This is a genomic window from Caproiciproducens sp. LBM24188 (assembly GCF_054130445.1).
In genome coordinates this window covers 256,716-274,744 of sequence record NZ_CP196862.1, presented here as the reverse complement: position 1 = coordinate 274,744, position 18,029 = coordinate 256,716, and the positions used below count along the sequence as shown (strand labels likewise).

Sequence of the window (18,029 nt, the reverse complement as noted above, 5' to 3'; positions counted from 1 at the left end):
ATACCGATTGAGACTTCCGTTTTGTTACAACTTTTTCAAAAAAAAATTTATTTTTCTATGCTTTCAGCTATTTTGACAAGCTGATCTGAAGAAATTTCAGAGCTTAACAAAAAACTGTGTGAATGATCTTTCTAAACCAAATATGACTTGTCTTTCGTAGTATTTGCAACAAAAAGGGATGCTTTTCCTCCCTGAATTCCAATCTCTTTGCGAGTGGTGTGTTCCGTATCTACCGCAATGGTTTCTTCCTTCGCTAAAGGAATCTGATCCAAAAGAATCTTTATTCCATGATTATTCCGGTATTCCGTCTCGCTTTTTGAGCCAACTGTAATCGTTTGTATCTCGAAAAAACCTTCTGGAAGATATGTGGGCTTTATGACGGAGCTGATGGATGTGGATGAAGCTATGTTTGAAGAAGCATTCCTATCCTGATAATGGATGTCTACATGGTCTGATTTCCAATTTAAAAGCGTATTGAAAATAGTATTCCGGGACGCTTCCACACTGAGGAGATTCCCTAATGAGGTCGGTATAATAATGGCCAAAATGATCGCTACTCTTTTTGATATTTTCTCTATTCTCAACAAAATGGAACGTCGATATGCCTTCTGAATCATTTTCTTGATCCTTAACTGCGCAGGCTGAGAAAGTTCATACTCGTCCCCCAGGTCTTTGGACTGCGGCAATTCCTGCATTTCCTTTTGAAACTTTTCTTCCACCGCTGCTTGAAGCATGGCATCAAAAATCTGATCGTTCATTTTACTTTTATTCATTATTAGCACTCCTTTCCTTCAATACCTGCAGTAAAGCGGCTTTGGCGCGGTGAAGACGCACCCGTACATTCTCTTGCGAAATATTGAGGAAATGGCTAATTTCACTATCTGAATAATCATAAACATACTTTAACCTCAGAATATTATTCGATTTTTCACTCAAGCAAGATAAAGCAGACAGCATTGATTGATAATTTTCTTCAGACAAGAGTTGATCAAAAGGGAAATCATCCGAATTACCAGGCAAATCGCATTCATCGATTGGAATAAAACTTTGGTGTTTTTCAGCTTTTAGCATGTCATAACAAATATCCTTCACTAGTATACCGATTAAGCCCCTTGTTTTGTTACAGTTTTCAAAAGAGAATTTTTGAAGCTTATCAATTATTTTCACAAAAGTCTGAGAAACAGCATCTTCCGCTTTGTTCTGATCCTTTAGAATTTATTTGGCTATGTACAGCATCCATCTATAATTTTCACGGTATAGCCGTTCCACTGTGTTGCGATCATTGTCATTCTGAATTGCCATTATATAAAGTAACACCAGTCATTCCCTTCTTTCTTATTTTGATTATAACATCTATACCCGAATAATGCAGTTACATTTTATTCAAATTGCTTTAGCAAGGAATAATTATATCTCAGCTTTACTTAAATTTTCTATAAAATAAAGGGAAGCCCCTTGTAGTTCAGATGAAGAGCTACGAGACTTCCTTTAGTTTAAATAATGACCCTTACCAGTTTTGTAACTAAAACCTTCCTTACGACGTTCCATCTTCTTGATAGACTTTTTCGGTAGATTGGGACAAAGTGCTGGATTCCAGCACTTTGTCCCTTTGTCTTGCAAGTTGATCTTTGAATATGATGATAATACCGTCACAGGCTTACTATTGGAGATTTACCATTCTTTATGGAAACATTTCGTTCATGATGTTCAAAAACGGCGCGAACTCGCTGGTTTCCCGATTTTGGCTGTCTACGCCATTGGAGATAGCGATAAAGCGCACGCCCTTCTGCCTGAACATGACTTCGGTGTAAAAACCGACTTGCAAATAGTCGCGCCCAATACGGCTCATATCCTTGACAATGACCGTGCCAATGCTGCCGCCCTCGATTCCGACAATCATCTGTTTCCAACCCGGACGGTCAAAGCCGCTACCCGACCATCCGTCGTCGGTGAAGTGGATGGGATTTTTAAAACCGTTTTGCCTTGCGTAGTCCTCCAGCATCTTTTTCTGGTTAATAATGCTGTTGCTGTCTCCTGCAAGCTCGTCGTCGCGGGAAAGCCGCTCATACAGAGCGGTAATTCTTGTCGTCTCCGGCTGCCGTGTGTTCATATTCATGAACTCCCTTCGGGCGGCCGGCTCATTTGTGGTGTTTCCATTATATCACGCTCGGCCGCGCTTGACAGCCCTTCATTTTGAATCAGGCGGACAATTTTATCGTTGATGGTCTCTTTACTGGTTTCGCTGAAATGCACCCTGATCTTGTAATTTGTGGAACCGATCCGTTTGTACAGGACGGCAGTTTTATCATTTGGCCTTTGTATCGTACTAATAATGGGCCTCCTTTCTTGCGTTTTGTGCGCGTTCACAGTATGATATTCATGAAAAGATTCCGTCTGGTGTAATCTGAACCGTCTCACTCCTCCTTCCGCCTTTACGGGAGTAAACCAATCAGGCACTAATCGGATTACTCCCTTCACTAATAGAAGAAAAATCGGGGGTAAAACGGAACTTTTTTTCAAAAAAAGCGAAAAAGATTTAAAGGTGGTGATCCGGTGGTGCACGAAAAACTAAAACGGGAACTGGAACGCGAAGCGCTGACCCGCCTTGAGGACGCCGCCAGAACCACCGAAGATTTTGAAGCGGTCGTGGAATGGTGGGACAGGCTTGACAGGAACCGGGAGCACAGGCAAGGGAACCACGAAGTAGGTCGCTCAGGCATTCCTCTCGAATGGGGTTCCCCTGTGGATGTTGTCGTCCCGGTTCCGACTGGCTATACATCATGGCGTCAGGTATTGAAAGGCGATTTCCTTGATGTGATTTTTGATTGTCCTTATGAGATGCATCATCTAGTGGAAGACGAGGATATATCCGAACTGATACGTAGACTGTCCGAAAACCATAAAGAGGTTTTGTATTACCATGCCGTGCGAATGTACGAAACTGCAAGAATCGCCGCAATACGCGGCCAGACTGAGCGCAACATCCGCAAACTGCGTTCCCTGCTGTTGTTTGATCTTCGGAAAAAACTACTGGTAAAGCTGGCCATTCGGGAGAAAAAAGGGCTGCCCTTAACGACTACAGAGCGAGTATTCCTGAATGGACACAAAAAATCCGCCCTTGACGGCAACAAGGACGGCTGATAGGATAGTAATATAATTGTTATTGATTGAGATTACAATTTGGAGGCGTGTGATGAAAAACCTGTTCCAAAATGCAAGCTCCCATTGGGTGCGGTACAGTGAATATGAGTTTAAGCAGGGTGGGAACGGCAAACTGTATGTCACGCCGACAGCGAAAGCCGCGCCGCAGGTATACGATCCGTTAAAGAACGCCGAGACGATGGTGCTCGACGCGCTAAACGTGGGGCTGTTGTGCATGAACCGTGCCGGGGGAGAAAAGATACGGCAGGGAGTCATGAATTTTGCCTCCCGTTATGGGCTGTTGGGACTGATGACAGCTCTGCCGACAACGCCATGCTTCATGGATTATGAGGCTGTATATTTGCCCAAAAACCATTTTATCAAGGATGAGTCCATGAAAGTCAATGCGTATACCGCGCTGTTTTTCCCTTTTGGGAAACCGGACTTTGTGAAGGACGGGAAAGCATCGACATGGAACGTGACCGGCCGCACCATGATTGCGCTGGCGATGACGATGAGCGATAAGCCGATGGCGGTAAACATGGGCTTTCAGCGGGAATATGCCGAACGCTACGATTGGCAGATACAGCAATTCAAGGATTGGGCGTTTACCCTTTGTTCCAGCCTTCTTTACTATGAAGAATACGACAAAATCGATGAAACCGCCCGCGAACTGTATCGACAAGGCATGGCGGCTTTTGACGGTATTGCGCCGACGTATCATATTGCGCTGCTGGATAAGCCGACCATCTTGTGGGATTTTCATTCGCTGCTGCTTGGCATCCAGATGATGTTCAGCTTCATGCTGACGGACGAGGCAAAGCCTCTGCGTGTCTGTAAGCATTGCGGCAGGGCGTTCATGGCGAGCCGCCCCAGCGCTGTTTTTTGCAGTCCACAGTGTAAAAACCGGTACAACGTATACAAAAATCGGGAAAAGGATAAATAAAGGCCGCATGTCAATGTTTGCTTTTACACGAATGCGGAATATAATATCAGCATAAAGGAATGAACGACATGAGCCAATACGAGCAACTTGATACAACGGCACGGCCGAAGGGCGGCGTTCTGAGGAGCGCCGCCGTTTTGGTCGAAAGTATTTTTAAAACCGTGCTTGCAAAAAATGTTGAGTTGCGCAGATTTGAACGCGCGGCACAATGATTCACACTGCCTGATAATTCTGACATCAGCACCATCGGTGATACAGCCTTTATTCTATCGTTCCCGTTCTCTATGCCTGGCATTTCTGCCGCTGCATTTCCACATAGCCATTGGATGGTGGGAAATACGTTCCAGAATATCGGCTTGATCAAACAGTAACTCCGGACGATACTCATTCTTGCGGAAAGCCTCCCAAAACGCCAACTCGTTTTCATTTGGAGTAAGGAGTTCCGACAAATACCGGATGGTTTCGTCCTGCGTCGACTTCAAATCAAAATGTTCGCCACGGCGCAATACCGGGAGCAAATCAGTCTTGATTCGGTATTGAGGGATCTTGGCAATGCTGTCAAAATGGAAACTTTCTGGGACAGTTTCTGAACCTATAGCGCTATACAGCATCGTGCACTTTCGAAGCATGGCCTGTTCGCTCTCGTCAAATAAGCCATATTGCAACATATTATGTATGTCGTATAAATCTCTTGGTGCCGTCCTGTTAAGCAGTGCAACGATTTTCGAAGCGAATATTTCAATCGGTGCTAAACTTAGGACAGTCAGTTCTGATTTAGCCCACGGAAGTTTTACCTGTCTGAGGGACTCCGGCAGCACATGACAGCGAAGCATATAGTTTATCTCAATTTTCAGGTTATCCTTCATGCCACCTGAATTTTGGTACTCATATACGAACGAATCCAGCGCGTGATATTTCTTTGATTTCAGGCTGGGTGCGTAGCCGGATGATTCCATATATTTTATAATGTGGTCCGTTACTTTGCCTCGATTGGAAAGCATTTCATCTCTTGGCAGATTACCTATAAAATCGAGGTCAATATCAACGGACAAACGCGGCAGATTAAATATAGTCAAGTTGATTGCCGTACCGCCTTTCAGCGCAAGGCAACTGGACAACAGAGGATCATTTTTAATAAATGAGAGAATATCTGCAAGGCGGCATACTTTCTCAAACGTATCGCGGACAAAACCGAGTTCCCGTGCTTGCCTGCCAAGCGTAATCCGGTCATATTGCGTCATCATCCGTTACTCCTTTGTTCGTTATTGCCCGTATGTCTGCGGGAGCATACAAGCGCCACTTTTCATGCCAAACAAAGTTGTTGTGTTCTTTCATCAGGTACTTTTTGCTGCCTGATATATGTTTCCGGCATTCAGCAAAAAAACTTTCGGGCAAGTCCAGGCTGTCACGCAGGCTTTCCAGCAAATAACCGCTTTTTTGATAAAGGAAGCCACTGTTATATGCCGCCAGTGTACGCAGAAGCTTGTCCGGCTTAAGCGCGGGTATCAGCATCAGGCAACGCAAAGTTTCTTCCAAGCCTCCAATCTTTTCAAAATCATTGATACTGTCAATGACAGTGCGTTCCAAACCGGCGGCGCGAACGCCGCCTGAAAGTTCGGCAGACGCTTCATACCGAGGCGCAATCCGATGGTAAGTAACGCCGTCATACTCGAAACTCTGAAAACGGTTTTGGGTAGTCACGTAGACCTCATAAAAAACCTGATTGGCATATCCGTAGTATTCAAACGCGCTGTGATGGGAGACGCAGGCGTCCTCAAACAGCCGGGAGGCAATCTGATAGCGTGTCGGAACCGGCTGTTTTGTTTCAATACTGATTGCAGTGTATAAATCACGGCGGACACGCTCAATATATCCTTTTTGTAAATAATCATGTATAAGAGAGTTCGCGGCTGCATCCGAACCTGTTATAGTTACAAGATCACACCGTGAAAAGCAACCGAGTTCTATCAGTTTTTCATAGTGCTTCATAACTATCGCCTCCTTATTTTTATTATAGCACATAATCATTGAAATTAAAACGGTATTTTGCAAATGCAAAAATAATATTTTTGAAATTACAAGTACCCTTCCCAAATAAAGCGACTGTGTGCAGTATTGAATACTGCACACAAGCCATCCATATTTTGTGTCCCACGGTATTTTTTCTCTTAAGGCCGAAACATCTCCTTTCTCCGCGAACCTGCTTTCACCACAAATGAGCCGCCGCGTTATTGTATTTGGGCAGTTTCTTAAACCGCCCTTTATAACATATATCTTCCGTGTAATGCTTGGGCGGCGAGGTTTTGCCCTCCTTGACAGCAGCGCCGGAAAGAGGCAGCGTCTGGCCCTCCATTAGCTCCGGCAAAGCCTTGTCCTCGGTTTCCTTGTCCGGTTCCACATTTTTCAGCCCTGCACGGTATGCAGCGTCCAGCGCCCGCCAGCCGTGATTTTTCACCGTGCGGCCTTTGGCGGTAAACTCCGCTCCGGCGCACTCCACCGTGGCGGCGGTTTCCGCAAAGGTATAGGGCTGGGCCACGGCGCACAGCAGCCGCAGGGCCACCAGCTCCAGCACCGCCTTTTCGCCCAGCGGCAGGCCGGACAGGTCCGCGCCCTGGAGGTTGCGAGTAGGGATTATCGCATGGTGGTCGGTTACTTTTTTGTCGTTGATGACCTGGGCCGCATCGCAGGAAATGGCGATCCCTTTCCGAAACGGCATGGCATTGGCAACCAGATTAACCAGTACAGGTAGGTTTTCAGCCATATCGCTCGTCAAATAGCGGCTGTCCGTCCGGGGATAGGTGCAGAGCTTCTTTTCATAGAGGTTCTGTAAATAGTCCAGGGTTTGCTGGGCTGTGAACCCCAGCAGCCGGTTGGCGTCCCGCTGGAGGGTGGTCAGGTCATAGAGGGCGGGCGGCTTCTCAGATTTGTCCTTGCGCTCCACCTTTTTCACCGTGGCAGCCGCACCCTGGCAGGCCGTTTTCAGCTGCTGGGCGGCGGCCTTGTCCTCCATGCGCTCCCCGGAAACAGAGAAACCGGGCAGCTCCAGCGTGACCGCGTAAAACGGCACCGGCTTGAAGGTGTCGATCTCAGCCTCCCGCTGGACAATGAGGGCCAATGTCGGGGACATGACGCGCCCGATGTTAAGGGTCCGGTGGTACAGCACCGAAAACAGCCGGGTGGCATTGATACCCACCAGCCAGTCCGCCTTGGCGCGGCAGAGGGCCGCATCCCGCAGGCCGTCATAGTCCGTACCGGGGCGCAGGTTCGCAAAGCCCTCACGGATGGCGGAATCCTCCATCGAGGAAATCCAGAGCCGCTTCATGGGCTTCTGGCAACCCGCCAGCTCGTAGACGGTACGGAAGATCAGCTCACCCTCGCGTCCGGCGTCGCAGGCGTTCACCACCTCAGTCACATCCGGGGCGTTTATCAGCCGTTTCAGCACATCAAACTGCTTTTTCTTGTCCTTGCCCACTACCATCTGCCAGTGATCCGGCAGGATGGGCAGATCATCATAGCGCCACTTGGCGTAGTCGGGGTTATAAGCATCGGCGTCGGCAAGTCCAGTCAGGTGGCCCACACACCAGCTCACTCGCCAGCCGCCGCCCTCCAGATAGCCGTCCTTGCGGGTGGTGGCCCCGATCACGGCGGCCAGACTTTGGGCGACGGACGGTTTTTCAGCGATTACCAATCTCATGCTTTTTATTCCTCCTTTCTTGCATCTGTGTAATTAGTTGCCGGTGGCAGAATCCTACACATGGCCTTCCATAGTTTCCACAGCCATAACAGGGGTGGCCGGGAGATAAAGAGGGAGAGCGGGAAGTTTCCTTCCCGCTCTCCGGCCTGCGTGTCATCATGCGTTCATAGGGGCTGTCAGTGAACCGGGTCAAATCGGTTTGCCCCCACTTTCCTCGTCGCTGCCCCAGTCAGCGTCCAGCTCGTCGGATTCATCGGTCTCCCAGGGGTCCTCGTCCTCCGGGGCAGTATCATCCTCACCGTAGTCGTAATCGTCCAAATTGTCGCTGCCCTTGGTCTTGGGCTTATTCTTGATGAATTTGAAGTAGGCAAAGGCACCGCCGCCGCCCATCAAGGCCAGCACCGCCAAAAGCAAAGCCGGATTCAGCCCCGTGGCTTTTTGCTCCGGTTCCTCCGGCTCCGGGGTCTCCGGTTCCGGCTCCTTGCCCGTACAGCTGCTCATATTGGTGGCGCACACCGGGCAGTCAGTATTGACCGCACCGGCTACACACTTCTCCGTGCATGTACAGGTGGCGGGCTGCTCCTCGGTGGCCTGACTGTCCTCCATCAGCGCCATCTGGTCCGCCTCGTCCACTTGGTTCAAGAAGTGGACAGCCGTTTCCTTGTCCTCGTTGGCCCGGTCAATGAGGATGTAGAAGTAGTTGCCCGCCTTGGTGGTGACGGTGATAAGCTGCTTGTTGCCGCCGAAGTCATCCACCAGGGCGGCGTTGCCATCCGGGGTCAGGGCCGGACTGTCCTCGGTTTCCTCCACCACCACATTGGCGTCATTGGTGGCGTCCTCTGCCGGGGTCTGGTCCGTCCCCTGGGCAAAGGCGGTCACGGAAAGGCCCATCATCAGCACCAGGGCGGCGCAGAGGGCCGAAAGGGTCTTGAAAATTCTCTTATTCTTCATGGTCGGTGTCCTCCTGTTCGTCGTAGTCAGCGGAGGCGGCGGCCATGCCGGGGACCGCACTACCGGAGAGCATGGCGTTCAGCTGCTCCGGGGTCAGCCGCAGGGCGCGCACCATCTGGACGATCTCCAGGTTCTCCGCCTCGGTTTTCTGCGCCTCCAGGGTTTTCAGCTTGTCCTGGTACTCCGCGATCTTCTCGCGGACCTTGGCAATCTCCTGGTCAATGCGCTGGATTTTGTTCTTAGCCATAATCAATCACTCCTTCTTGAAAAAACTCTGTTACCAGTTCATCAGGCCGTAGCCCTTGATACACTCGTAGGTCAGGGAATAACTCTTGATCTTGCAGGCATCGCCGCTGTTGCCCTCTACCGTGTAGACCCGGCTGCCGTCCGTGCCGATCACAAGGCCCACATGGTCCGCAGACCCATCCAGGTCCCAATCGAAGAAGATGGCGTCGCCAGGGGCGATGTTGGCGTAATCACGCCCGCCCCATTGTCCGTGGGACTGGAACCACGGGATGCCCTGGGACTGGCAGGAGGCAAAGCGCGGCTCGGACAGCCCCATCTGGCCGTAGCACCAGGACACGAAGCAGGCGCACCACTCCACGCGACTGTTAAAACCGTACCAGCTCCAGTAGGGCTGTCCGCCCACATTGCCCACCTGACTTTTGGCTATGTCCACCACGGCCTGATTGCCGGGGCGGGTGCCGTTGACGAATACCACGCCGGTCAGGTCCTCGGAATTGCTCATGTCCGGGGAACCTCCGCCGAAGATCAGCGGCTTATTGCCCAGCGTCTGCCGGTACACTTGGTACATTTCCAGCTGTTCCGGGGTCAGCAGCTCCGAAGCCACGGAAGATATGGGCTTGCTGGTGAGCTTCACATTCAGAATGTAATACTCATACGGGACTTCTTCGGTGGTCGTCTCGCCGGTCACGGGGTCCGTGGAAGTTTCGGTGCGGTATCGTATCTCCACTTCCTCGGTGAGCGTCAGTTCATACTGTGCGTCGAATACACGCTCCAGCTCTGCCTGGGCGCTCTGCCGGGTGTAGCCCTGCAAGACAGCGGACAGGTAGGCCGCCAGCTCATGGGGGTCATGCCCGATCATATCGAGGTCGTAGCGGTACTCGTCATACCCCGGATGGCTGCTTTCGATGTTGTCGATCTCGGCTTGCAGCGCCGCTTCCTTGGCAGCGTAGTCCGCCTCCACCGCCACCAGCTCCGGGTCATCCGACGGATAGGTGGTGCCGGACACCACAGAACCGATGCTCTGCGCCATCATGGAGCAGGAGGACATGGTGTTGAGCAGCATACAGACCAGCAGGAAGATCGCGCCAGCAATCAGAAAGCCCTTTTTGTGGCGCATGACAAACGCGCCCGCTTGCTGTGCCTTTTCCTTGACCGTCTTGGCGGCCTTGCCGGTCTTTTGGGCTGCGCTTGCGGTATTCCCGGCAGCTTGACCGGCGCGCTTGGCGGCAGCGTATTCCTTCTTGATGGCCTGTTTCTGCTGCCAGCGGGAAATGGGATTGCTGGCAAGCTGGGGATTTTCCCGCAGGGACTTCTGATACAGGGCGTTCACATTGGCCTTTTCCAGTTTCTGCTCGGCCTGGGCTGCCTTGCGGTAGGGCTTCAACTTGTGGCTGCGGTAGCCCTCCCGAACCAACCGTGCGCCGCTCTCAGCAGCCTCCTCGGACTTGTGGGCGCTCTCCACCCCCACATTGTCCTGTTCGGTCTCCCGGATTTCCTTGTGGAGTTTTCCCAGGGCGGCATTGGCGGGGGTGTCCCGCACCGCATGGGACAGCTTGGAGGGCGGCTTCTTCTTGTCCTCCAGCACCAGCTTGGTGGTCACTTTGCCGGTCTCCGGGTCCACCGTCTTTTGCCGGACCTGTTTTTTCGGGATTTTGGCCTGCGCCTTATCCGCTTTGGCGGCGGCCTTGTCCGCCTTACGAATGGGCTTCTCCAGCGCCGGGTCAGCCCGTTCTTCCTCCGTAAAGCGCAGGCGCGGCTCCTTATTCAAACCATTCCCCCAGCATGAGGGAAGCCGTCATGTAGCGCAGCTCCACATAGACGGCCAGCCCCACAGGGTCACGGGAGGGGTGCTGAAGCAGATGGGCGTAGATCTGCGCCACCACATTGGCCAGCAGTTCGGACTGCCCGCCCTCAAAGATGATGACAGCGGGAACGCCGTTCATGGCGCACCAGATTTCCGTCAGGCGCAGCAGGCCCGCCTCGCCGTCCTCATTCAGCTCCGCCGCCTGATCCACCGCCGTGCGGGTCTCGCTGACGGCATCGGCCAGCTCGGTGAGCAGCTGGGTGCGCTCACTCTCCAGGGCATTGTCGAAAAACATCATGGTATCCAGTTCAGTATTGGGGTTCATGGTCATTCATCCTCCTTTTTCAGTTCCTGGGGTTTGGTGGTCATAATGCGGTACAGCTCGGTGTTCTTCGGGAAATGGTCCACGAAAGGCAGGATCGTGGAGCCATAGAACAGCAGGCCCTCGCCCTCGCTGGAGTGGGTCACATAGCTGAGCTGGTGCGGGGAAATGCCCAGCTGTTTGGCGAGAATCTGCCGGTCCCCGCCCGCCTGGTTGAGCATATACACGAAGTCGGAGTTCTCAAAGATGTTCTCCACCTCGCGGGAAGAAAGCAGGTCTTTGACATTCTGCGTGATGCCGCCCCACTTGCGGAACCGCTTCCAAATCTCCACCGTGTAGGCGGCGGTCTGTTCCTCTTTCAGAAGCAGGTGCATCTCGTCGATGTAGTAGCGGGTGGACTTGTGAGCGGCGCGGTTGATGGTGACACGGTTCCACACCTGGTCCTGGACCACCAGCATACCGATTTTCTTGAGCTGCTTGCCCAGCTCCTTGATGTCATAGCAGACAATACGGTTGTTGATGTCCACATTACTCTGGTGGTTGAATACATTGAGGGAGCCGGTTACATAGATTTCCAGCGCCGTGGCGATGTACTGTGCCTCTTTTTCCTCCTGCGCCCGCAGCAGGTCGTACAGGTCCTCCAGAATGGGCATATTCTCCGGGCGCGGGTCGTTGAGATAGGTCTGATAGACCAGCCGCACACAGCGGTCAATGATGGTTTTCTGTACCGGCTGCAAGCCCTCTTTGCCGCCCACGATCAGCTCGCACAAAGATAGGATGAAGTCAGACTTGAGGGACAGCGGGCTTTCATCGTCCGAGTAGTCCAGGTTCAGGTCCATCGGGTTGATGTAGTTGGTGGAGGTAGGCGAAATCTTGATGACCTGCCCATGCAAACGCTCCACCAGAGGTGCATACTCGGCCTCCGGGTCACAGATGATGATGTCATCATTGGTGAGCAGGAAGCAGTTGGCGATCTCACGCTTGGCACTGAAGGACTTGCCGGAACCAGGCGTACCGAGAATCAGGCCGTTGGGGTTTTTCAGCAGCTTTCGGTCCACCATGATAAGGTTGTTGGACAGGGCATTGATCCCGTAGTACAGCGCCTCTTTGCCGTTCTGGAACAGCTCCTGGGTGGTAAACGGCACGAAGATAGCCGTGGAACTGGTGGTCAACCCCCGCTGAATCTCGATCTGATTGAGGCCCAGAGGCAGCGCGGACATCAGCCCTTCTTCCTGCTGGAAGTCCAGCCGGGTCAGCTGGCAGTTGTACTTCTGTGCGATGGAGCTGGCCTGGAAGATGTTGTTGTCCAGCTGCCGGGGATTGTCCGCCGTGTTCAGCACCAGGAAAGTCACAAGGAACATTCGCTCGTTCCGGCTCTGCAAATCCTGCAAGAGCTTCTTGGCCTCGGCACCGTAGGTAGCAAGGTCGGAGGGAATGATGTCCATGTCATATCCGGCCCGGACGGCCTTTTTCTGTTCCTCGATTTTGGATTTGTCCAGGTCGGTGATTTTGCGCTTGACCGTCTTGATGGCCTTCACCTGGTCCACGGACTGGATGTGCAGACTGACCACCAGGGAGCTTTCCATATCCAGAAAATCAGCCAGCATCCGGTCATTCAGCTCCGGCGCGAGAATCTGCAAAAAAGAAACAGCCCCGTATTTCTTACCCATACGGAACTGCTTGCCGGTGCGGAACTCGAAGCCGGACGGCGCGATGAAGTCCTTGGTGGACAGACCGGACGGAGCCAGCCACTCCCATTCAAAGCGGAACGGCACTTGTTCGTCCATGTGGAAGATACCGTGGAGCTGTGCCAGCCGCGCCTTGCCGTCCAGGGTCTCGGCGGCCACGCCCAGGCGTTTGAAGTTGTTGAGGATGTCGGTCTCAATACGCTCCAGACGGGGCTTGGCGGCCTTGAGGCTGTCAGCGTCGATACCGAAGGTCAGGTACTTGGTCTTGATAAGGCCGTTGTTGCCCTTTGCCAGCTGGTTTTGCAGCATGGTCATATACTCTCCACCCGGATACTGTCAAAGTCATCCCCCTGGAGAGGGATGTTGATAGCGTGGGCAAAGGTTTCCTCGGAGGCTGCAAGGTTCAAAAAGGACAGCTGAAACTGAATGGAGCTGTCGAAGTAGTTGAGGAAATCGCACCAGCCCTCAAAGATCGCCGTCTTGTCCTCGTTCTGCGAGAGCTGATAGTTGATGTCCTGGAATTGGATGGTCTTTGTGTAGTGGCTGCCTGCCACACGGCAGATACCATCCGGCCACATCCGTTCATAGGGGATGCTGTCCTGAGCCGACTTCTCTTTTCGGTCCGTGCGGTTGGCGCGGGCGATGGCGGCCTCGATCTGCTTTCTGTCGGCGCGGGACAGTTTTTTCATCTTCTTGGGTTTAACCGGCTGCGCGGTCTTTTCGTTTTTTCCGAACAGCCGGTGCAGCCAGCTTTTGATTGCCGTGAACAATGTCATACACCTCCTTGTCGAGTTTTTCCTGCCGCTCCAGAACGGCATAAAAGTTGTTGGTCTTATACGGGCGCTCCTTGGGCCGGATGACGGCCACCTTGATGATGTTGCCCACGATCTTTTCCAGAGGCTGGCCGTGCTTTTCATACATCGCCAGCATGAAGAAGGGCAGCATGACCAGCATCATACACATGGCCGCCACGCTGTTTCCCGCAGGCCCCCGGAGCAAAAAGAAAAGCGGTACGCCGATGAGCGCCCCGCCGCCGAAGCAGACCAGCTGCCTCTTGGTTAAGTTGAACGCGACCTTGGTTTTGACTTTTGTAAGGTCTTTGGGTACGGGTACATAAGCCAATGGGATTACCTCCTTCTTTATGGAAATGAAATCGAGCTGTCTACTTCGTTGCCCCACACATCCCATCCGGGTGCGGTTTGACGGGCAAACAGCTCAATGCGCGGCAAATCGCCCATGAGTTCCAAAATGCGATCCCTAACAATGTCAGGTTTCTTGCTGTGCTGCTCGACAGGTGCAAAAACCAGCTGCCGGACGCTGGCGCTCTTTCTCTTGGGGTTTCCTTTCACGGCCAGCAGACAAATCTCAGCGTTGCTTCTCGTCCACCAGCCGAGGCCCAAGAAGAATCCGTTGCCGGATTTATTTTGCTTGAGCCAGACAAACGCAACGGTTTTGAAGGTGAATCCCCACGCTTTAATGAGTTTCAACGCTTCGAGCAGTTTGGGAAAGGTACACCACAGGAACAAAACACTGGTATCGGCTGCCAGCGTAGATACCGGAAGTTGGTACAACTGTTCATCCGACATAGTTGGGTAATGATTTTGGGCCGCCCCGTTCACCTTGCCGCTGCGGTAGCTCCAGGGAGGATCTGCGTAAATGATTTGATATTTTCCCATACAGACCCTCCTTAGTGTGCGTTGAACACAGATTTTGCGAGGCTCCCGGTTTTGAACAAGGTGAAACACAACAGGACCGTATAGCCCACACAGCTCCAGATGGCCATAATGATGTCGGATTCGGTGGCAATACTCTGCACCAGCACGGCGTAGATCGCCACACATACGATGATGAGAAATGCCTGGAAGCCCAGGGCAATCAGCGAGCGCAGGTAGTTCTGGCCCATGCCGCCCCATTCCTTGCCCATCATGGTGGCCATAGGGATGGGGGCCACCGATGCGACCAAATATATTTCCAACATTCTGCCGTAAATGACAATGAAAATGCAGATATAGAGCGCCCACATGGTAATGCCGATAAAGAGCGACTGGAACCACAGGCCGAACAGCGGCCCCAGGTCCATATCCATCAGCCGGGACTCCATATCGGTCATGACAGAGGAGATGTCGATGGAAGCGTCGGAACCGATGATGCCTGCCGCCTGCGCCACCACACTTTAGGCGGCGTCAAACACGCCCATCACGATGTTCCAGGTGTTGCTCACGATTAAAATGGCGGCGGCAGATTTGAACACCCACTTGAAGATCATCCAGGTGTCCACATCATGCAGGTTGTTCTTGTCGGTAATCATCTGAATCAGCTCCAGCGTCATCACGATAGCCAGGATCACGCCAGCAATCGGCACCATGATGGAGTTGGAGAGGTTCTGGATCATGCTGAAAATGCTCCCGTTCCAGCCCTGGGGGGTCTGGCCCACCTGTGTCGCAATGTCTGCGACCTGCTGGTTCACGCTGTCGAACATCCCCGATAAGTTGCTCATAATGCCGCCTACCAACATTTCCTTGAGCCAGTCAGTAAGGGCATCGAGTAAGAAATCCATACGGTGTCAACCTCCTTTCAGCCGCCCCCGCTTGGGAGCAGGGGCGGCAAGGATTTCTTATGACAGCTTAACGACGGGAACGATCAGACGGTGAACAGGCTGGAGAGCAGGGGTACGAGGACCATGCCGACCACGGCGACACCAGCGCCAGCCATGAGCTGCTTCATGCCCTGGGACTTCGCGCCGGGGTTGTCGTTGCCGTAACCTTCCAGCAGGTTGATGACGCCCCAGATGCCGAGACCAGCGCCAAGGGCGATAACGAGGGTCTGAAGAACGGTGATAGCCTGAGTAAAAAATGCCATAAATTGTAGTTAGCCGGAATCATTTGAAAAGTTTGATTTAGTCATTCATAGGCATACAAAAGCCGGAGCAATCTGCCGCCCGGTTTCCGGGGGCTGATTCCGGCTGTCCTCCTTTTTTCATTATTTTTTTGGTGATTGTCCGCTTTGTACGCCGATGGCCCCATCCGGGGCGGTTGAGGCGGGTAGATAAGACCACTCCTTTCACAGCGGAACAGATTTACGCGCCCTCTGCGTCTACTTCATACACATCGTAGACCTCGTTGGGGTTGAGTTTGAGCCGGGTGGACAGGAACGCCTCGATGTCAAAGGCGTTCTTGGGGTCCGCGTCGGCGGTGTACGGGTAATTGGGGTGCTTGGTGATGTCGTACTTGTCCGACAAAAACGGACGAACACCACGCAGCTGGAGGATGCACTTGCCGCCGTCCATAACGGCCAGTTCATCCTGGCTCATAAGCTCTTTGCCGAGCTTCTGGTAGTTGAGAGAATGGGATGTTTCCCGCCCACGGCTCTCGCCGGTGTTGTAGGTGTCGATGGTTTCCTTGCCCAGCACGGCGGCCAGCTCCTTGAGGGTGGTCGGCTCCTTGCCGCCCAAAAAAATCGAAGTATCCATGTTTCCAACAATGGTGTCGGCGCTGTCCTTGTAAATAGCTTTGAGCTGGGACTGTGCTTGCAGCACCAGACAGGCGGAGATTTCACGGCTGCGGATAGTGGCAACCAGTTTTTCCAGCTTGGGAATCTGACCGATGTTGGCACACTCGTCAATGAGGCAGCGCACATGGACCGGCAGCCGCCCGCCGTACACATCGTCCGCCTTTTCGCAGAGCAGGTTGAACAGCTGGGTGTAGCACATGGAGATCAGGAAGTTAAAGCTATCGTCTGTGTCGCTCATAATAAGGAACAGGGCGGTTTTTTGGTCTCCCAGGGTGTCCAGCTCCAGCTCGTCATAGGAAGTGACCTCCCGCAGCTCCGCAATATCGAACACGGCAAGGCGCGCACCGCAGGAAATCAGAATGGATTTTGCGGTTTTGCCAGAGAGGCTATGTCAAGAGAAGTTCGCAATTTGGGGACTCCACGAAATGAATTAAGCTGCGCTTAGCAGAAGTGTCTGAATCGATTTGGGATTCAAATATGCTCTGGAAACGGACCAGTCTTCAGCGTATTCCATGAGATATGTTGTAACCAACCGCAGATAGGAATCTTTGTTTGGGAATATCCCGACGACGTTGGTTCTGCGCCGGATTTCCTTGTTCAGCCGTTCCAGCATATTGGTCGATGAGATTTTACGGGCATCAAGCTCGGGGAATGCATAGAAAGCCAGTGAGTCCTCCAGCCCGTCTTCCAGAAGCTCGATTGCTTTGGGAAACCGCTTCCCATATTGCTCCGACAACTGTTTTGCGCGCTGTCGCGCTAATTGGACGGAAGGCGCCAGCCAGATTTCTTTCAGTTGGACCGCAAAGGATTCTTTTTCTTTCTGCGGTATATGGGCCAGAATATTTCGCATGAAATGCACTTTGCAGCGTTGCCAGGATGCGCCGGGAAAACTTTCTCGGATGGCGGCAATCAGCCCTTTGTTCGCATCGGAAACCACCAGCAGCGGTGTTTTCAAGCCGCGATCCAAAAGACTTTGAAACAACTGGGAATAGCTCTCTTTGGATTCGTCCAGCATCGGCTCCACGGCGAGAATGTCCCTGTGCCCTTGCTCGTTGACGCCGCAGACAACCATCACCGCCATGCTGACGACACGGCCATCCATACGGACTTTTTCGTACAGGGCATCCGTCCAAATGACAGGATAACGAGTATCCGTCAGAGAACGGTTGCGAAATTCCTGTACCTGTTCATTGAGCCCTTTTGTCATCTCACTGACCTGACTGCGGGAGAGGTTCTCTATCCCCAGACTGTGAGCCAACTTTTCCATCTTCCGTGTGGACACGCCCTGCACGAATGCCTCCTGAATAACCTGTACCAGCGCCGCCTCGCTGCGTTTGCGTTCAGTGACAAAGAACGGGATATATCCATGGCTGCGCAGCTTTGGCACCATGAGATACATCGTCCCTACGCGAGTATCCAGCCTCCGGGGACGATATCCGCAGCGGTAGTCACTTCGAGACGGATTGTGCGCATTCTTTTCCGCCCCCACAAGGCCGGAAACCTCCGCCTCCATCAGTTGAGCGCAGAGCCATTCCAGCATACTGAGCATCGGGTCGGGCTCCGCCATACATTTCAGTAGCAATTCCGTAAGATCTGTGTTATTCTTTCCTTGAGTCATTGGGACCAACTCCTTTTTGAATGTCTTGACACCATTCATTTTAAAGGAGTCCCAATGGCTTTTCTATACCTTCTCGAAATTGCGAACTTTATTGTACTCTATCACGTGG

The 18,029-nt window shown here is 52.4% G+C and carries 16 protein-coding genes and 5 pseudogenes; 3 read left to right on the top strand and 18 right to left on the bottom strand.

The genetic code is table 11. The features are described 5' to 3' along the window. Positions 1 to 131: 131 nt before the first annotated feature. The 4 genes and pseudogenes from ACSVDI_RS01260 to ACSVDI_RS01245 form a co-directional block, all read right to left on the bottom strand. A complete protein-coding gene (locus ACSVDI_RS01260; RefSeq protein WP_457944133.1) occupies positions 132 to 773 on the bottom strand; it encodes a DUF4367 domain-containing protein in 642 nt (213 codons plus the stop codon). Then, a complete protein-coding gene (locus tag ACSVDI_RS01255) occupies positions 766 to 1,215 on the bottom strand; it encodes an RNA polymerase sigma factor (RefSeq protein ID WP_457945588.1) in 450 nt (149 codons plus the stop codon). Before ACSVDI_RS01255 ends, ACSVDI_RS01260 begins: the two co-directional genes overlap by 8 nt. A 472-nt stretch (positions 1,216 to 1,687) precedes the next feature. Continuing rightward, positions 1,688 to 2,110, bottom strand: a pseudogene (locus tag ACSVDI_RS01250) (recombinase family protein); the annotation flags it as partial. Between the two features lie 2 nt (positions 2,111 to 2,112). Continuing rightward, positions 2,113 to 2,367, bottom strand: coding sequence for a transposon-encoded TnpW family protein (locus tag ACSVDI_RS01245; protein WP_457945587.1), 255 nt, complete (start codon positions 2,365 to 2,367; stop codon positions 2,113 to 2,115). 186 nt (positions 2,368 to 2,553) lie between these two features. Here ACSVDI_RS01245 and ACSVDI_RS01240 point away from each other — a divergent pair, with 186 nt between their 5' ends. Genes ACSVDI_RS01240 through ACSVDI_RS01230 form a run of 3 tightly spaced genes read left to right on the top strand, consistent with a single transcriptional unit; the run spans position 2,554 to position 4,299 of the window. Continuing rightward, a complete protein-coding gene (locus ACSVDI_RS01240; RefSeq protein WP_457944132.1) occupies positions 2,554 to 3,141 on the top strand; it encodes a hypothetical protein in 588 nt (195 codons plus the stop codon). Positions 3,142 to 3,193: 52 nt separating this feature from the next. Beyond that, on the top strand, positions 3,194 to 4,087 hold the full coding sequence (locus ACSVDI_RS01235) for a hypothetical protein (protein ID WP_457944130.1): 894 nt from the start codon (positions 3,194 to 3,196) through the stop codon (positions 4,085 to 4,087). 59 nt (positions 4,088 to 4,146) lie between these two features. After that, entirely contained in the window at positions 4,147 to 4,299 is a 153-nt protein-coding gene (locus ACSVDI_RS01230) for a hypothetical protein (RefSeq protein WP_457944128.1), read from the top strand. 54 nt (positions 4,300 to 4,353) lie between these two features. Here ACSVDI_RS01230 and ACSVDI_RS01225 read toward each other — a convergent pair whose 3' ends face one another. The 14 genes and pseudogenes from ACSVDI_RS01225 to ACSVDI_RS01160 all read right to left on the bottom strand — a co-directional run bounded on the left by ACSVDI_RS01225 (position 4,354) and on the right by ACSVDI_RS01160 (position 17,920). After that, complete coding sequence (locus ACSVDI_RS01225) at positions 4,354 to 5,331, bottom strand: nucleotidyl transferase AbiEii/AbiGii toxin family protein (RefSeq protein WP_457944126.1); 978 nt, start codon at positions 5,329 to 5,331, stop codon at positions 4,354 to 4,356. Continuing rightward, positions 5,315 to 6,076 (bottom strand): type IV toxin-antitoxin system AbiEi family antitoxin domain-containing protein, encoded by a 762-nt coding sequence (locus tag ACSVDI_RS01220; protein WP_457944124.1) that lies wholly within the window; start codon positions 6,074 to 6,076, stop codon positions 5,315 to 5,317. Before ACSVDI_RS01220 ends, ACSVDI_RS01225 begins: the two co-directional genes overlap by 17 nt. A gap of 283 nt (positions 6,077 to 6,359) precedes the next feature. Continuing rightward, a pseudogene (locus tag ACSVDI_RS01215) lies at positions 6,360 to 7,781 on the bottom strand (DNA topoisomerase); the annotation flags it as partial. A 189-nt stretch (positions 7,782 to 7,970) separates the two neighbouring features. Beyond that, positions 7,971 to 8,732, bottom strand: coding sequence for a DUF4366 domain-containing protein (locus ACSVDI_RS01210; protein WP_457944123.1), 762 nt, complete (start codon positions 8,730 to 8,732; stop codon positions 7,971 to 7,973). After that, positions 8,722 to 8,979: a DUF4315 family protein gene (locus ACSVDI_RS01205; RefSeq protein WP_457944121.1), complete on the bottom strand. Its 258-nt coding sequence runs from the start codon at positions 8,977 to 8,979 to the stop codon at positions 8,722 to 8,724. Before ACSVDI_RS01205 ends, ACSVDI_RS01210 begins: the two co-directional genes overlap by 11 nt. A gap of 30 nt (positions 8,980 to 9,009) precedes the next feature. Then, a complete protein-coding gene (locus tag ACSVDI_RS01200) occupies positions 9,010 to 10,746 on the bottom strand; it encodes a CD1108 family mobile element protein (RefSeq protein WP_457944120.1) in 1,737 nt (578 codons plus the stop codon). Further along, positions 10,739 to 11,107 (bottom strand): DUF3851 family protein, encoded by a 369-nt coding sequence (locus ACSVDI_RS01195; RefSeq protein WP_457944118.1) that lies wholly within the window; start codon positions 11,105 to 11,107, stop codon positions 10,739 to 10,741. Before ACSVDI_RS01195 ends, ACSVDI_RS01200 begins: the two co-directional genes overlap by 8 nt. Before the next feature lie 2 nt (positions 11,108 to 11,109). Continuing rightward, a pseudogene (locus tag ACSVDI_RS01190) lies at positions 11,110 to 13,481 on the bottom strand (VirB4-like conjugal transfer ATPase, CD1110 family). Between the two features lie 10 nt (positions 13,482 to 13,491). Then, the gene (locus ACSVDI_RS01185; RefSeq protein ID WP_341004714.1) at positions 13,492 to 13,914 is read right to left on the bottom strand and encodes a PrgI family protein; all 423 of its coding nucleotides are present in this window, start codon (positions 13,912 to 13,914) and stop codon (positions 13,492 to 13,494) included. Between the two features lie 17 nt (positions 13,915 to 13,931). Continuing rightward, positions 13,932 to 14,468 (bottom strand): MT-A70 family methyltransferase, encoded by a 537-nt coding sequence (locus ACSVDI_RS01180; protein WP_457944116.1) that lies wholly within the window; start codon positions 14,466 to 14,468, stop codon positions 13,932 to 13,934. Between the two features lie 11 nt (positions 14,469 to 14,479). Beyond that, a pseudogene (locus tag ACSVDI_RS01175) lies at positions 14,480 to 15,349 on the bottom strand (VirB6/TrbL-like conjugal transfer protein, CD1112 family). A gap of 83 nt (positions 15,350 to 15,432) precedes the next feature. Then, positions 15,433 to 15,651, bottom strand: coding sequence for a Maff2 family mobile element protein (locus ACSVDI_RS01170; RefSeq protein ID WP_038273692.1), 219 nt, complete (start codon positions 15,649 to 15,651; stop codon positions 15,433 to 15,435). A gap of 217 nt (positions 15,652 to 15,868) precedes the next feature. Next, positions 15,869 to 16,684: pseudogene (locus tag ACSVDI_RS01165) on the bottom strand (VirD4-like conjugal transfer protein, CD1115 family); the annotation flags it as partial. A gap of 48 nt (positions 16,685 to 16,732) precedes the next feature. Beyond that, positions 16,733 to 17,920 carry an IS256 family transposase gene (locus ACSVDI_RS01160; protein ID WP_135661204.1) on the bottom strand — a complete coding sequence of 396 codons (1,188 nt, stop codon included), beginning with the start codon at positions 17,918 to 17,920 and terminating at the stop codon, positions 16,733 to 16,735. Positions 17,921 to 18,029 lie beyond the last annotated feature (109 nt).

Excerpts from the sequence above, each read along its gene's own strand:
- ACSVDI_RS01195 (WP_457944118.1), bottom strand. The coding sequence starts at position 11,107 with ATGAACCCCAATACTGAACTGGATACCATGATGTTTTTCGACAATGCC.
- ACSVDI_RS01260 (WP_457944133.1), bottom strand. The coding sequence starts at position 773 with ATGAATAAAAGTAAAATGAACGATCAGATTTTTGATGCCATGCTTCAA.
- ACSVDI_RS01180 (WP_457944116.1), bottom strand. The coding sequence starts at position 14,468 with ATGGGAAAATATCAAATCATTTACGCAGATCCTCCCTGGAGCTACCGC.
- ACSVDI_RS01210 (WP_457944123.1), bottom strand. The coding sequence starts at position 8,732 with ATGAAGAATAAGAGAATTTTCAAGACCCTTTCGGCCCTCTGCGCCGCC.
- ACSVDI_RS01235 (WP_457944130.1), top strand. The coding sequence starts at position 3,194 with ATGAAAAACCTGTTCCAAAATGCAAGCTCCCATTGGGTGCGGTACAGT.
- ACSVDI_RS01230 (WP_457944128.1), top strand. The coding sequence starts at position 4,147 with ATGAACGACATGAGCCAATACGAGCAACTTGATACAACGGCACGGCCG.
- ACSVDI_RS01205 (WP_457944121.1), bottom strand. The coding sequence starts at position 8,979 with ATGGCTAAGAACAAAATCCAGCGCATTGACCAGGAGATTGCCAAGGTC.
- ACSVDI_RS01160 (WP_135661204.1), bottom strand. The coding sequence starts at position 17,920 with ATGACTCAAGGAAAGAATAACACAGATCTTACGGAATTGCTACTGAAA.
- ACSVDI_RS01225 (WP_457944126.1), bottom strand. The coding sequence starts at position 5,331 with ATGATGACGCAATATGACCGGATTACGCTTGGCAGGCAAGCACGGGAA.
- ACSVDI_RS01220 (WP_457944124.1), bottom strand. The coding sequence starts at position 6,076 with ATGAAGCACTATGAAAAACTGATAGAACTCGGTTGCTTTTCACGGTGT.
- ACSVDI_RS01170 (WP_038273692.1), bottom strand. The coding sequence starts at position 15,651 with ATGGCATTTTTTACTCAGGCTATCACCGTTCTTCAGACCCTCGTTATC.